Raw genomic sequence first — 13,696 nt, 5'->3', positions numbered from 1 at the left:
GGCTGCTTCAGCGGTGGCCGCTGTGGCCGCACTGGAGACCCGGCGCTGCTGTGCCGCGCTGTTGGGGAGACGGGGCGCGGTCTGTGCCGTGGTGGGGCACCGGCGGCGCGGTAGGGCGGCTGTCGTGTGTCGGGGGCAGGCGGGCGGGGCCGACGGACGGACGTCGGAGGCCTCCTGCGACGGCCGGCCGTGGGTGAGACGTCGAAGGCCCGGCAACTCGTCCGAGTCGCCGGGCCTTTGCCCTGGGTGCTTTGTACGCAAGTTCGCCGCTACGTCAGGGGGTTTGCGGGACTGTGCAAGGTGAGGCTGGGAGTAGGAGGGGTCGAGAAAGCAGGGAGTGGCTACAAGGGGTGCTGATAAAGGGTGCTGCCGAAGAGCTGCGCTGTACGGAGGAGTACGTGAGGCGGGATGCGGAGGGGCGCCAGGTTCGAGGAAGGCCAGGGACGACGCTCAGGCAGGGACGGTGTGTCCCGTACGTGGTTCTGTCCTTGGTTCCCGCACTCGTTCTCGGACCGGCTCCCGTACGGTGTCGTGCTCCGTACGGTGTTCTCCCCTTGATCGTCGCGCGCTGGGTCAGCGCTGGAGGGGCACCGGAGCCCTGAGGGGCTCGATCGCGGCCGCGTCGGTCGCCGCGAGGGCCGCGGGGTCGGAGCAGGCGGTGGGATCGGCCAGGCGTTCCGCTCCGGTCAGGCTCTCCGCCTCGGTGAGGGCGGCGGTGTCCGTCGCGTCCTCCTCGGCCGGCGCGCGGTGGCGGCAGCTCGGCGAGGAGCCGTGGGCCTCGGCGCGGATCCGTTGCTTCATCGTCGGGGGGAGTGCCCGGCTGAAGGACAGGGTCCAGGGGGAGACCGCCGGGGCCGTCACAGCGGCCTCGATGTTGCGGGCCGCGGTGGCCTGCGGTACGGCGGCGGCCGCGGTGGTGGTGATGAGTCCGAGCGTCGTGCACAGAGCCAGGAACGCGGTGACGATCGCGGTCCACAGCTTCATGACCTTGTTCTGGGTCATGGCCCCTCACTTTCGGGTCAGGCGATTTGCGTACTTTCCTCATGATGTGTATGCGGGCCGCGAAGTGGTGGACCGACGCCTGTGGCGCGTCGATGTTCTGATGAACACCACCCGGATGGCCGCAAGAGACCGGGAAAGTCCACAGATGCCACCGAAAGTCACTTTCTGTGAATTGTGATCACCCTCAGATCGGGGCGGTGATGGCCGGTCCTATTGCTGTTCTCAGGGCCGGAGTTGAGGGCTGAACCAGGTCACCGATCGGTATCGGTCGGTGTGTATAGTCGGGCGCCAGAAGTCCCCTACGTCAACGAAAGACGAGGTCGCGCGGTGAAGAAGCTTCTCCTGGTCGCACTGGCCGCCATCGGCGGGCTCCTCGTGTACCGCCAGATCCAGGCGGATCGCGCCGAGCAGGATCTGTGGACGGAGGCGACCGACTCCGTGCCTACGGGTTCGTGAGTACCGACAACAGTCTCAGAGCAGACCCCGGCCGCCCTGGCGGTCGGGGTTTTGTGTTGTCAGGGCCTTCTCCGGCCGGGAGAGGCAGGCGGACGGGCTGTCAGGGCGCCGGCTGACCGTCGTACGGCCGTTCCCTTTCGGCCGCTCCCCGGGATAGCCCGGGTGCAGCCGTGGCCGAGGGGGCAGGATGGGGCCACGCCAGGGGGCTGCGACGAGGGGTGGCGCGTGATGGGGGTTCGCACGGGGAGCCGGCGTGCGAGAACGTGGCACGGCAGGGCCTTCACCGCCGTGGCGGCGGTCGCGCTGTGCGGGGCGCTCACTCCCACCGGGTGGGCCGCCGACGGGACGCCGGGCCCGTACGACTTCGCCGAGGACGCCACCACGGTCCCGGGCGCCGAGGGCACCACCGACTCGGCACGGCTCGAGGCCGGCCGCACCTACAAGAGCTCCATCGGGCCCTCCGGACGGGGCGGCAGGCTCTACTACCGACTCGAACTCGACGCCGCGTCCACCGCGTACGTCTCCGCCACCGCTGTCCCCCGGCCCGGGGCGAGCGTCTCCTATGCGGACGGTCTCAAGGTCTCCCTGCAGGACGGCGACGGCCGCAACTGCTCCTCCTCTGGCAGCAGCCACTTCGGCGCCACCCAGAGTCCGCACCCCATCGCGGCCTGGGCGGCGCGGGAGACGGGCGGCAAGCAGTACGCCTGTCAGGCGGCCGGAACGTACTACATGGTCGTCGAGCGCAGTGGCGCGGGCACTTCTAAGGCCTCCCCGGGGACTGCGTCGGGAGGTACGGCCGATCCGAAGGGCTCGGCGTCGGGGATGTGGGACCTGGAGATCGGCTATGTGTCGGAGCCGGGTCTGAAGGAGGCGCGTTCGACGACCGCGCCGCAAGCCTGGGACTCAGCGACTCCTGAAGCCCTCGCGGGCACTCCACGGCACCGCGGCGGCGGAGCCGGGTTCAGCACCGCGACCACCCTCGGCCAGGGCGTCTGGCGGGACGGCATCAGCCCGGGACAGACCCTCTTCTACAAGGTTCCGGTCGACTGGGGGCAGCAGTTCCACGCCACCGCCGACCTGGGCAGTTCCAGCGGAGGTGACGGCTATGTGGGCACCGCCCTGGCCCTGTCGCTCTACAACCCGGTCCGCGGTTTCGTCGACGATGTCGGCTCCGGGTACGACGGCAGACAGCGGTCCGCCGCGCTCGCTCCCGTTCCTCCGGTCGCCTACGAGAACCGCTACGCGCTCAGCGACCGCGTGAGCGGTATGCGGTTCGCCGGCTCCTACTACCTCGTGGTCCATCTCGCCGCGCAGGTGGCCGACCGGTTCGGTGAGGGCCCGCTCGGGCTGACCCTGCGGGTCCGCGTGACCGGAGCGGCACGGTCGGGGCCTGCCTACGCGGGGCGGCCGCTGCCACGTGACGTGTTCGACGCCGCTGCGGCCGCCGGCGGCACAGCGGGTGGTTCGACGGGTACAGAGGACGGCGACGGCCGAAGCACCACCATGAGACTGCTCGCCGTGGGCGGCATCGGCCTGGGAGGTCTGCTGGTGCTGACGCTCGGGGCCTGGACCGTGGCCGCACGGCGGCGGCGGCCGATACGGGCTCCGTGGCCCGCCTCGGCGGAGGCGGAAACCGTTCCGGCTCCGCTGCCCACGCCGGATCCCGCGCCCTGGGACCACGGCACACCACGGAACTGGTGACACGCTCCTCAGAGGGCGCTGCCGGGGCTGATGCCACGGCCTTTCGGATCTCGGCCCGTTCTCAGATCTGGGTCAGTGCCCAGAACCCCACCGCGAAGCAGGTCAGTGCCAGCAACAGCATCGGGACCGCGATCTTCGCCGGCGGTCCCGGACGCGGTCGTGCCCGCTTTCCCCGGTGCCCAGGAGCCGCGGCTCCTGGAGGTCCTGCCTGTGGAGGCGGAACCTGGGCGGATCGAGCGGTGTATGAAGCAGTAGGGGCGTACGCGTGCTGCCGCATCGCGGCGGCCGGCGGCTCGTGCCGATGGGGGAACGGCGCGTGCGGCGTCGGAGTCGGGGTGGGCTCCGAGGCCGGGAGCCCGGGCGGAACGGCCGCAGAAGGCGGCGCAAGAGGGGGGAGTGGGACCGAGGTGGGGGGAGTGGGTACCTCCGCCTCGCTCCCGGCCTGAGGGGCCGGGGACTGATGCGGTGGTGGGTACGGGAGTTCGGCCTGAGCCTGCGGCAGGGGCTGTGGGGTTGCCCGTTGTTGTGGTGAGGAGCCGGACGCGGGGGCGGGCCTCGGCGGTGGCAGGTGGAAGCTGCCGGTGTCGGACATGGAGGAGTGGGGGGAGGGAGCGGGATCCGACCGCGCCGCAGTGCCGGCGCCGGATTCTGGAATGCCTACGGCGTCTTCGCCCAAGACGTCGAGGGGTCTGCCGTCGGCGGCGACGTCGGCCGGGGGGACCGGGTCTGGGGGCACCGGGCCGGCCCCCGTGCTGCTGCTGTCGCCCGTACCGGTACCGGGCAGTGAGCCCGTACCGGCATCCGGCGGTGAACTCGTACCGGGATCCGGCAGTGAGCCCGTACCGGCGTCCGGCCAGGTAGGAGTCCTGCCCGAAGCGCTGCTCGCGGTACCGCCTCGCTTGTCGTCCGGGCCGGGGCCGAGATGTGCCGCTGTGCTGTCCGGGTGCCCGGGGGAGAACAGAGCCGCCGGATTCCCGCCCGAGTGCGCTGAAGCCGACCCTTTCCCGAGGGGCCCCTCCGGTCCGAAGCCCGCTGGCAGCGGACCGAGTTGGTCGAACACCTCGATGAGCTCGTCGTCGGGTCCGGGCTCCGGCAGCAGCTCGGCGGCTGCGGCGAGCGCCTTGCGGGCCCCGGTGGCGGTACGGAAGCGGGCCTGTGGATCCGGCTGGAGAAGTGTCGCCACCACCTGCCACAGAGGCTCGGGTATGCCCCGGGGGGCGGGCGGTGTGCCGTGCTCGGCGAAGTACTCGATCAGCGCCTTGGCGTCCGGCTTGGCGCCTTCCAAGAGGTAGAGGGCGACCAGTCCCACGGCGAACAGGTCCGCGGGAAAGTCGGGCTCGGATCCCAGCATCTGCTCGGGGGCGAAGTAACCGGGCGTCCCCACCACGTAGTTGGTCTCGGTGAGCCGAGGCTCGCCGAGCCGCATCGCGATGCCGAAGTCGGACAGCCGCAGTCGCGGCCGGCCGGTGCCGGTGGCTTCGAGGAGCACGTTGGCGGGCTTGATGTCGCGGTGCACGACCCCTTCCGCGTGCACGGCCGCGAGGCCCGCGAGGAGCTGGTCGACCAGTGTGTGGACGAAGACGGGAGGCAGCGGCCCGTAGTCGTTGATCAGGTGCACCAGGGAGCCTCCGGCGACCAGGTCCATGGTGAACAGAACCTTGTCGTCGTCGGCCGCCCAGCTCGCGGGAGCCAGCACGTGCGGATGATCGATCCGCATTGCCTGCTCCCGCACGAAGCGCAACAGGGCGTGCGCGTCGCTCTGTTGGAGCACCTTGGCGGCGACATAGCGTCGCCGCCGGTGGTCCCAGGCGCGCCAGACGGCGCCGACTCCCCCGCGCCCGATCGGGTCGACCAGTTCGTACCGGCCTGCGAAGACCTCACCCATGGTCGTGCGTCGCTCCCCTTCGGCGGTCGCTCCCAAGACCTCTTCCGAGGTGCCCGGCTGCCTGACGTGCGGCGGCTGGAAGGTCCTACGGGCCTTCAGTGGCCGGATGCTCGGCGGCCGGGCGGCCTGCTCAGTTCTGGTGGGACTGGTAGTGCGCGACCGCGTCCGAGGTGCGGCCGGCGCCGTAGACCCGGAGGAACTCTGCCAGTTCCGGATGGGTCGGGGCGAGGGTGTCCGCCGCATCGATGATGTCTCCGGCGGCGGCGACCGACCGCAGCAGGGACTGGATCTCACGGACCACACGCTTGACCGTCGGTGCGCCCGAACTGGTCGTGGACTGCGTGGTGTTGCTGAGCACCGATCCCCCCTGGGACTTCTTGATCTCGTCCATCCGCTCGGTCGCCTCCGCGGCGCTGACGCTGCCGTCGGCGACCTGGCCCGCCAGGTCCTGCAGGAGCTGCACGCGCTGGACCACCGCGGGATTGCCGATCTTGGCCCGCTGACCGCTCATCAGCTGCGACAGCATGGGAGCGGAGAGGCCCAGCACCCCGGCGAGACGGGCCTGGTTCAGGCCCAGGTCCTCTATGAGCCTACGGAAGAGCGCCCCCAGAGGCTCCCCGTACCAGTTCCGCTGCAGCTCCCGGGCTCTCGCGGTTGCTTCCTGCTGTGCGGCGTCCATTGCGTCTCCCCATCGCTTCCCCAAGTACCGTGGTTCGCTGTCGCGAACCACGTCGAGCATCTTACGGAGAGTGGTCGTCCACGGGGAGCCCCAATCTTTTTGCGAGATACCGGGGGTGACCCGGTACTCTGGTCTGCGGCGCCCGTCGGCAGGTGGTTCCTGTGGCCGGACGCTCCTCTTACGGGGCCTTAGCTCAGTTGGTAGAGCGCTGTCTTTGCATGGCAGATGTCAGGGGTTCGACTCCCCTAGGCTCCACAACCCGGACCGGCCAGACGCCCTCAGCGGCGGCTGGCCGGTCTTTTGCGTATCCCGCTTTCACCGAACCACAGGGTTGGCGAGCGGCGCCTTCCGGGTGCAATCCAGGGCACCGGGGTGAGAGCCGATGAACTGCGTCACGCGACTTCTCTTTGCAGTCGTTGCATTTCTTTGCGCAAACATGGGCTGAAGTGGAGGTGCTCGCGGCGGCCCCGCGGGTGCCGGCGGTGCCGCCTCGGTAGGGCGCTCGGTGTTCGAGCCCCTGTGTGAGCTGGCGCGCAGCCGGTCGCGTAGCCGCCCAGGTGCAGTCCGTCAACAACATCTCCACGGATGCTGCACACGAAGACCGTTGCAAACGTCATCGTGATCGGGGCGGGTGAAGCCGCTTCCGGGGCGAACCGGCCGTCGTTCCACGTGAAACATCGCCGCGGGGCAGGAGACCCTCAAGTCTCCTGCCCCGCGGCGATGTTGTGAGTCGGTCGGGCTCAGCGCAGGTCGTCGCGCTCGGCCGCCTCTTCCTGTGCTTCCTTGACCTGGACCTCCGGGTCAAGGTCGGACTGGCCACTGCCGTCGACCGACGTCAGGCGTCCGGACTCGGGCACCTCGGTCGCGGCCGGCGGTTCGACCAGCCAGTCGGGGTTGGCCTGCTTGTCCCACCACTTCCAGGCGGCGAAAGCACCGCCCGCCAGGATCCCCAGCACGGCCAGACCCTTCACGACACGGCCGGCCCTCGCCCGCCGCTCGTGCTTGCGGACCAGCTTCTGGATCTCCTTCGGTGAGACCTGACCGCGCAGCGCGGCGATGGCCGCCGCACCGCGGGACGCGGCTTCCTCACCGACGGGCTGGGCGGCTGCCACCGCCTGCTCGATCTTCGGCTTGGAATAGACGGCGGCCTGGCGAGCCGCCTTCTTGGTGCGCACGGCCGTCTCTTGAGCGGCCTGTTCGACCTTCGGCGGAACATGCGTGCGGGCTTGCTCGAGTCGCGGCGCGAGATGGGCGTCGTACTGCACGCGGGCCTGCTCGGCGGCCTGCGACACTTTCGGCGCCAGCCTTACGCGTGCTTCGGTCGCGTAGTAAGCAGCCCTGTCCTTGGCGGTGTCGGCGTAAGGCGCCACCACTTCCGCGGCGTGCAGCACGCTGTCCTTCGCCGAGCCGGTCGCGGCGCGCACGCTGTCGATGCGGGTCACGGGTTTCCTCCTCCTCGGTGGCGTACGTCGGGGGTTCGGGTACCCCCAAAGACACACAGTTCACCTTTCCACCCCTAGGGGGATCATGCCCGCCTGACGGGGCCGGGGCATGTGAGGACGGGCATCCGTGTCACGGGTGCTGAGTCCCGGGACGGTGGGCCCGCCTCAGCCGGTCAGGTGTCGATCACATGAGATAGCGGAAAAATACGGGTAACGGGAGCTTGTCGTCGACAATGCCACGGATCGCCGCCCCTCGCCCCCGTCCCGGAAGTACTCGGCCTGATTTCTGCAAGCCCGCTGCGCAGATGCCCGCCCGGCGGTGGCGGACGGGCACCGGGGGTGCTTGTCCGTGCGAGGATCGGTCAGTCAAAAGAAGGCAACGGAAGGCAGATCGTGGCCGAGCAGCTTTACGCCACCCTGAAGACCAACCAAGGCGACATCGAGATCCGGCTCCTGCCGAACCACGCGCCCAAGACGGTCCGGAACTTCGTCGAGCTCGCCACGGGTGAGCGTGAGTGGGTCAACCCGGAGACGGGTGCGAAGTCGACCGACAAGCTGTACGACGGCACGGTCTTCCACCGGGTGATCAGCGGCTTCATGATCCAGGGCGGCGACCCCCTCGGCAACGGCACCGGCGGCCCCGGCTACCAGTTCGAGGACGAGTTCCACCCGGACCTGTCCTTCAACAAGCCCTACCTGCTCGCCATGGCCAACGCCGGCCCGGGTACGAACGGCTCGCAGTTCTTCGTCACCGTCTCCCCGACGGCCTGGCTGACCCGCAAGCACACCATCTTCGGCGAGATCACGGACGTGGCCAGCCAGAAGGTCGTGGACGCCATCGCCGCCACGCAGACCAACCCGCGCACCGACCGCCCGGTCAACGACGTCGTCATCGAGTCGGTCGTCGTCGAGACCCGCGAGGGCTGAGGCCGCCGGACCCCCGCGAGGCGCGAGGTTCGAGGCAGGACAGCCCCGGCTTCGACTGCCGGGGGCGGGGAACCAAACGCCCCGTTCATCCGTAAGGATGGACGGGGCGGCGCGTTGTGCGCACGGACCCGTGGTGAGCGCGTGCGAGCCGCCGTACGGAGATTGAGGGGACCCCATGGACCAGCCGCCCGGCAGCCCGCAGGGGCCGCGGGACCAGGGATCGCAGGACGCCCACGAACTGCCCACCTGCTACCGGCACCCGGACCGCGAGACCGGGGTGCGCTGCACTCGCTGCGAGCGTCCGATCTGCCCCGAGTGCATGGTCAGTGCCTCCGTCGGCTTCCAGTGTCCCGAGTGCATTCGCGGCGGTTCCGGCACCGGTCACGCCCCGGCGGCCGCCCAGCCCCGGACCATCGCGGGCGGCACGATCGCCCGGGATCCACGGCTCGTCACCAAGGTGCTGATCGGGCTCAACGTGGCGTTGTACGTGGTCCAGCAGGTGGCGGGCGATACCTTCACCGACCGCTTCACCCTCTTCGGCCGGGCCTTCCTCGCCGGAGACATCCAGGGCGTGGCCGAAGGCCAGTGGTACCGGATGCTGACCTCGATGTTCCTGCACGCCAGCCCGATCCACATCATCTTCAACATGCTCAGCCTGTGGTGGCTCGGCGGCCCTCTGGAAGCGGCCCTCGGCCGCGCTCGCTATCTCGCTCTCTACTTCATCTCGGGCCTTGCGGGCAGCGCGCTCTGCTATTTGCTCGCCGCGCCCAACCAGCCGTCGCTCGGCGCCTCGGGCGCGATCTTCGGCCTGTTCGGAGCGACGGCGGTCCTGATGCGCCGGCTCAACTACGACATGCGCCCGGTCATCGCCCTGCTGGTCATCAACCTGATCTTCACTTTCGGCTGGAGCGGTATCGCGTGGCAGGCGCACATCGGTGGTCTGGTCGCCGGTGTGGTGGTCGGGTACGCGATGGTGCACGCACCGCGAGAGCGGAGGAACCTCGTCCAGTACGGGGTGTGCGCACTCTTCCTGGTCGTCGTCGTGGGGACGACGCTGCTCAGGACCGCTCAGCTCACCTGAGGAGGGCTTCGGCTCAGGTGAGAGGTGATGTTGTCCACAGACCGTGGCGGATCTTGTGCACGCTGTGTGGGAACAGCTGTGCCCCCTGTCGCTGACCTGAGTTTCCGCAGGTCGGACAGGGGGCGAACAGGTTTCCGGATCCCGGTAGGTCAGTCACACCGGCGTCAACCGCTGATGAGTTATCCACAGATCGTCTTTCTTTTCCACCTGTGGACAACTGCTGTGGATAACTCAGTGGATAGCCGTGGGCAGAGCTGGTGCCCGACTGCTCACCTGTGAGTGGAAGCAGTCACTTCCACTGCGTGGAGACACCGAATCCGGCCGCGATGAAGCCGAAGCCGACCACGATGTTCCAGTTGTCGAGCGCGTCGATCGGCAGGGAGCCGTCTGTCACGTAGAAGACGACAATCCAGGCGAGGCCGATGAGGAACATGGCCAGCATGACCGGGGCGACCCAGGTATTGCTGGTCAGCTTGATGGTGGACGCCTGCTTCGCCGGGGGCGGCGTGTAGTCGGCCTTCTTGCGGATACGTGACTTCGGCACGAGGGTCTCTCCTGTCGATGCGCTGCGTGGCCGCGCAGGGAACTGGGGCGGGCTCCGGGGCAGCGTACAAGGGGACACTGAGTGCTCCCCCGGGCGTCCGTTAGCGTAGTGCTTCCGCGGCGCCTAAGGAGATAAGGGTACGTTGAGCAATTCTGCCGACTCCCCCGGGACGGGTCCCAGTCCTGCCGGAAAGCGCCGTTTCCGGCCCGTACGCGTACTCACGGCGGCCGTCTTCGCCCTGGCCGGGCTCATTTTCTTCACGAGCTTCGACACGGCCAAGGGCACGAACATCCGGACGGACACCTCGCTGCTGAAGCTCTCCGACCTGATCCAGGAGCGCAGTCACAAGAACGCGACGCTGGACGAGTCCAACGGCGCCCTGCGGGACGACGTGGACTCCCTCGCCGGCCGCGAGGACGGCAGCAGCGAGGCCGAGGACGCCAAGCTCGCCGCCCTGGAGCAGCACGCGGGCACCAAGAAGCTCAAGGGCAAGGCCGTCACGGTCACGCTCAACGACGCTCCGCCGAACGCCACGGCCAAGCTGCCCGGCTACCCCGAACCGCAGCCCGACTACCTCGTCATCCACCAGCAGGACCTCCAGGCCGTGGTGAACGCCCTCTGGCAGGGCGGCGCCGAGGGCATCAAGGTCATGGACCAGCGGCTGATCTCCACGAGCGCCGTGCGCTGTGTGGGCAACACCCTGATCCTCCAGGGCCGCGTCTACTCGCCCCCGTACAAGATCACCGCGATCGGTGATCCGAAGAAGCTGCAGAACGCGCTCGCCGCCTCTCCGGCGATCCAGAACTACATGGTCTACGTCAACGTCTACGGGCTCGGCTGGAAAGTCGCGGAGAACGGGACGGTGACTCTTCCCGGCTACTCGGGCACAGTGGATCTCCACTACGCGAAGCCCGTGGAGTAACCGCGTACCTACGCGGAGTCGTGGGCGAAGCCTGTTGAGCGAGCTGCCGCCGGGGGGACCTTGTGTCGGTGCGAGTGGTCGTCAGGACCATCAGTGAGCTGTGCATCACCGTGGGCAGCCTGATCGTGCTCTTCGTGGTCTACGTGCTCTTCTGGACGGGCGTGAAGGCCGACAGCGCGATGGACCACCAGATCGACGTCCTCCAGAAACAGTGGTCGAAGGGCGCGGTCACCCGGAAGCCGACCGGGCCCGGGGATCCCACCGCCTCCCCGGCGCCGTCCGGCTCCGCCGGTTCCTCGGGCGCCCAGGCCGGCACCACCTCCGCGACTCCGAAAGAGCCCGGACCGTACAAGTACGGCGGCCCTTTCGCGGTCATGTACATCCCCCGGCTTGGTTTCACGTGGAACAAGCCCGTGCTCGAAGGCACCGCCACGAACGTCCTGAAGAAGGGCCTCGGCCACTACCGGGGTACCGCGCAGCTCGGCCAGGAGGGCAACTTCTCCGTCGCCGGCCACCGGCGCACGTACGGCGATCCCTTCACGGACTTTCCCCGGCTGCGGCGCGGGGACGCCGTGGTGCTCACCGACGGGACGACCTGGTTCACGTATCGGATCGACAAAGGCCCCTACAAAACCGTGCCGTCGGACATTGAGGTGATCGACCCTGTGCCACGTAAATCCGGTTACACGCGGCCGGGGCGCTATCTCACGCTGACCACGTGCGATCCGGAGTGGGGTCACAGTCACCGGTTGATCGTCTGGGCGCACCTCGATTCCACGCAGCCTGTGGAGGCAGGGAAACCGGCGGCTCTGCGCCGTTAGTCTGTTGACGTACGGCGACGGAAGGGACGGCATGTACGGCTGGATCTGGCGGCATCTGCCGGGGACCGTGTGGGTGAAGGCCCTGGTCTCCCTCGTGCTCGTCCTGGCAGTGGTCTACGTGCTGTTCCAGTACGTCTTCCCCTGGGCCGAACCGCTGCTGCCCTTCAATGATGTGACGGTGGACAACCAGTGAGCACGCGCATCCTCGTCGTGGACAACTACGACAGCTTCGTCTTCAACCTGGTCCAGTACCTCTACCAGTTGGGCGCCGAGTGCGAGGTGCTGCGCAACGACGAGGTGTCGACCGCGCACGCACAGGACGGCTTCGACGGCGTTCTCCTGTCCCCCGGGCCGGGCGCTCCCGAGCAGGCCGGCGTCTGCATCGACATGGTCCGGCACTGCGCCGCCACCGGGGTCCCCGTCTTCGGCGTCTGCCTCGGGATGCAGTCGATGCAGGTGGCGTACGGCGGTGTCGTCGACCGGGCTCCCGAGCTGCTGCACGGCAAGACCTCACTCGTGGAGCACCACGGCAAGGGCGTCTTCGCCGGTCTGCCGTCGCCCTTCACCGCGACCCGCTACCACTCGCTGGCGGCCGAGCCGGAGACGGTCCCGGCCGAACTGGAGGTCACGGCCCGCACGCACGACGGCATCGTCATGGGCCTCAGACACCGCGAACTTCCCGTCGAGGGTGTCCAGTTCCACCCCGAGTCGGTACTCACCGAGCACGGCCACCGGATGCTCGCCAACTGGCTGCACGAGTGCGGTGACAAGGTCGCCGTGGCGAGGTCGGCGGGGCTCGCCCCGGTGGTGGGCAGGGCCACGGCGTGACCGCGCTGCGCCCCGAGCGCGACAGCTCCTCCTACGGCGGCGAGGCCGCGTACGGGGGCGCCGACGCGTTCGAGGGTGCGGGCACCCAGGCCTTCGGCGGCGCGAATGCCTTCCAGGCTGCGGTCGGAGGGTTCGCCGATCCGCTGACGGACCCCTTGCCCGGCCAGGCACAGAGCCAGACCCCACCACAGGGGCACGCCCCACCACAGGGGCACGCCCAGGGCCATGCCCCGGCCCAGGGGTACGGCCCGGACGGATTCGCGCTCCAGTGGTCCTCCGGGCAGCCACCGGCACCGCAGCACGCGCGGACCGCCCCGTCCCCCCAGCCCTCCCCGTCGGCCTACGAGGAAGCGGTCGCGGCGCTGCCCCTGGACGACGAGACCGTCGCCCTGCGGCTGGCCGATCTGCCGAGAGCGGGCGGTGGAAGCGCGGCCGGGTCCGCCGGGGCCGCGGCACCGGGAGGCCGTGCGGCCCGTCGTAAGGCGGCCAGACACCGCGGACGGCACGGGAGCACCCAGGAGCCACAGGAGTCCCAGGAGTCCGCTCAGGGGGCCACTGAGGCCCCTCTGAGCCGGATGGAGGCGCGACGGGCGGCTCAGGCGCGCAAGCCCAGCGCGGGCGTCCTCGTGAGCCGGATGATCGGCGAGGTGTTCATCACCACCGGCGTCCTCATGCTGCTGTTCGTGACCTACCAGCTGTGGTGGTCGAACGTGCGGGCGCACCAGCAGGCCGGCAGCGCCGCTCACCACCTCCAGCAGGACTGGGCGGACGGCAAGCGGAACCCGGGGACGTTCTCGCCCGGGCAGGGCTTCGCCATCCTGCACATCCCGAAACTGGACGTCGTCGCGCCGATCGCCGAGGGCATCAGCAAGACGAAGGTGCTCGACCGCGGCATGGTCGGCCACTACGGCGAGGGTGATCTCAAGACGGCGATGCCGGACGCCAAGACGGGCAACTTCGCGCTCGCCGGGCACCGCAACACCCACGGGGAGCCGTTCCGCTACATCAACCGGCTCCAGCCGGGCGACGAGATCGTGGTCGAGACGCAGGACGACTACTACGTCTACAAGATGTCGTCGATCCTTCCGGTCACGAGTCCGAGCAACACGAGCGTGCTCGACCCGGTCCCCAAGGGATCGGGCTTCACGGCGCCGGGCCGCTACATCACACTGACCACCTGCACACCGGAGTTCACCAGTAAGTACCGGATGATCGTCTGGGGCAAGATGGTCGAGGACCGGCCACGCAGCAAGGGAAAACCGGACGCGCTGGTCGGCTGACGGCACGGGCCGGTCAGCGAGCGGGGCCGTATGCACCATGCGGGGACGCGTGCACACGCGCGTTCGCCCGGCACACGTACGCGAGACAACCAGCGGGACAGAACCAGACGGGGCGGATGAACAGTGGC

The 13,696-nt window shown here is 69.3% G+C and carries 14 protein-coding genes and 1 tRNA gene; 10 read left to right on the top strand and 5 right to left on the bottom strand.

The genetic code is table 11. The annotated features are described in order from the left end of the window. Window positions 1-573: 573 nt before the first annotated feature. On the bottom strand, window positions 574-1,002 hold the full coding sequence (locus tag ABZT74_RS01320; protein ID WP_356432823.1) for a DUF6344 domain-containing protein: 429 nt from the start codon (window positions 1,000-1,002) through the stop codon (window positions 574-576). A 327-nt stretch (window positions 1,003-1,329) separates the two neighbouring features. Here ABZT74_RS01320 and ABZT74_RS01315 point away from each other — a divergent pair, with 327 nt between their 5' ends. Further along, window positions 1,330-1,458, top strand: coding sequence for a DLW-39 family protein (locus ABZT74_RS01315; protein ID WP_003999697.1), 129 nt, complete (start codon window positions 1,330-1,332; stop codon window positions 1,456-1,458). Between the two features lie 228 nt (window positions 1,459-1,686). Continuing rightward, window positions 1,687-3,159, top strand: a complete 1,473-nt coding sequence (locus ABZT74_RS01310) for a hypothetical protein (protein ID WP_356432821.1) — start codon at window positions 1,687-1,689, stop codon at window positions 3,157-3,159. A gap of 61 nt (window positions 3,160-3,220) precedes the next feature. On the opposite strand, the gene ABZT74_RS01305 is transcribed toward ABZT74_RS01310, so the two are convergent. Both ABZT74_RS01305 and ABZT74_RS01300 read right to left on the bottom strand, forming a co-directional pair. Continuing rightward, entirely contained in the window at window positions 3,221-5,044 is a 1,824-nt protein-coding gene (locus ABZT74_RS01305) for a protein kinase (RefSeq protein WP_356432819.1), read from the bottom strand. Window positions 5,045-5,174: 130 nt separating this feature from the next. Next, the gene (locus ABZT74_RS01300; protein ID WP_037689714.1) at window positions 5,175-5,723 is read right to left on the bottom strand and encodes a transcriptional regulator; all 549 of its coding nucleotides are present in this window, start codon (window positions 5,721-5,723) and stop codon (window positions 5,175-5,177) included. Window positions 5,724-5,905: 182 nt separating this feature from the next. Between ABZT74_RS01300 and ABZT74_RS01295 the strand changes: the two genes are divergently transcribed. Beyond that, a tRNA-Ala gene (locus tag ABZT74_RS01295) sits at window positions 5,906-5,978 on the top strand. Between the two features lie 485 nt (window positions 5,979-6,463). Here ABZT74_RS01295 and ABZT74_RS01290 read toward each other — a convergent pair. Next, window positions 6,464-7,165, bottom strand: a complete 702-nt coding sequence (locus ABZT74_RS01290) for a DUF5324 family protein (RefSeq protein WP_355873335.1) — start codon at window positions 7,163-7,165, stop codon at window positions 6,464-6,466. 393 nt (window positions 7,166-7,558) lie between these two features. Between ABZT74_RS01290 and ABZT74_RS01285 the strand changes: the two genes are divergently transcribed. Continuing rightward, window positions 7,559-8,092, top strand: a complete 534-nt coding sequence (locus ABZT74_RS01285) for a peptidylprolyl isomerase (protein ID WP_355873333.1) — start codon at window positions 7,559-7,561, stop codon at window positions 8,090-8,092. Window positions 8,093-8,267: 175 nt separating this feature from the next. Then, window positions 8,268-9,173 (top strand): rhomboid family intramembrane serine protease, encoded by a 906-nt coding sequence (locus ABZT74_RS01280; RefSeq protein WP_356169121.1) that lies wholly within the window; start codon window positions 8,268-8,270, stop codon window positions 9,171-9,173. 289 nt (window positions 9,174-9,462) lie between these two features. On the opposite strand, the gene crgA is transcribed toward ABZT74_RS01280, so the two are convergent. Continuing rightward, the gene (crgA, locus tag ABZT74_RS01275; protein WP_081218355.1) at window positions 9,463-9,717 is read right to left on the bottom strand and encodes a cell division protein CrgA; all 255 of its coding nucleotides are present in this window, start codon (window positions 9,715-9,717) and stop codon (window positions 9,463-9,465) included. 142 nt (window positions 9,718-9,859) lie between these two features. On the opposite strand from crgA, the gene ABZT74_RS01270 reads away from it, so the two are divergent. From ABZT74_RS01270 to ABZT74_RS01250, 5 genes are all read left to right on the top strand, one after another. Beyond that, window positions 9,860-10,639 (top strand): DUF881 domain-containing protein, encoded by a 780-nt coding sequence (locus tag ABZT74_RS01270; RefSeq protein ID WP_355873327.1) that lies wholly within the window; start codon window positions 9,860-9,862, stop codon window positions 10,637-10,639. Window positions 10,640-10,707: 68 nt separating this feature from the next. Continuing rightward, complete coding sequence (locus ABZT74_RS01265; protein WP_356432816.1) at window positions 10,708-11,460, top strand: class E sortase; 753 nt, start codon at window positions 10,708-10,710, stop codon at window positions 11,458-11,460. Between the two features lie 31 nt (window positions 11,461-11,491). Continuing rightward, window positions 11,492-11,653, top strand: coding sequence for a hypothetical protein (locus ABZT74_RS01260; protein WP_107482591.1), 162 nt, complete (start codon window positions 11,492-11,494; stop codon window positions 11,651-11,653). Then, window positions 11,650-12,288, top strand: a complete 639-nt coding sequence (locus ABZT74_RS01255; protein ID WP_355873320.1) for an aminodeoxychorismate/anthranilate synthase component II — start codon at window positions 11,650-11,652, stop codon at window positions 12,286-12,288. Before ABZT74_RS01260 ends, ABZT74_RS01255 begins: the two co-directional genes overlap by 4 nt. Then, on the top strand, window positions 12,285-13,568 hold the full coding sequence (locus ABZT74_RS01250) for a class E sortase (RefSeq protein WP_356432814.1): 1,284 nt from the start codon (window positions 12,285-12,287) through the stop codon (window positions 13,566-13,568). The genes ABZT74_RS01255 and ABZT74_RS01250 overlap by 4 nt, the downstream gene beginning before the upstream one ends. Window positions 13,569-13,696 lie beyond the last annotated feature (128 nt).

It is taken from the genome of Streptomyces sp. NPDC005302, from assembly GCF_040607345.1.
Taxonomy (GTDB): domain Bacteria; phylum Actinomycetota; class Actinomycetes; order Streptomycetales; family Streptomycetaceae; genus Streptomyces.
The sequence above is the reverse complement of the archived record's forward strand: the minus strand, read 5'-3'. Positions and strand labels throughout refer to the sequence as shown.

What these genes read in the sequence shown, in the direction of transcription:
- ABZT74_RS01320 (WP_356432823.1), bottom strand. Translation starts at nt 1,002, where the DNA reads ATGACCCAGAACAAGGTCATGAAGCTGTGGACCGCGATCGTCACCGCG.
- ABZT74_RS01300 (WP_037689714.1), bottom strand. Translation starts at nt 5,723, where the DNA reads ATGGACGCCGCACAGCAGGAAGCAACCGCGAGAGCCCGGGAGCTGCAG.
- ABZT74_RS01260 (WP_107482591.1), top strand. Translation starts at nt 11,492, where the DNA reads ATGTACGGCTGGATCTGGCGGCATCTGCCGGGGACCGTGTGGGTGAAG.
- ABZT74_RS01305 (WP_356432819.1), bottom strand. Translation starts at nt 5,044, where the DNA reads ATGGGTGAGGTCTTCGCAGGCCGGTACGAACTGGTCGACCCGATCGGG.
- ABZT74_RS01310 (WP_356432821.1), top strand. Translation starts at nt 1,687, where the DNA reads ATGGGGGTTCGCACGGGGAGCCGGCGTGCGAGAACGTGGCACGGCAGG.
- ABZT74_RS01280 (WP_356169121.1), top strand. Translation starts at nt 8,268, where the DNA reads ATGGACCAGCCGCCCGGCAGCCCGCAGGGGCCGCGGGACCAGGGATCG.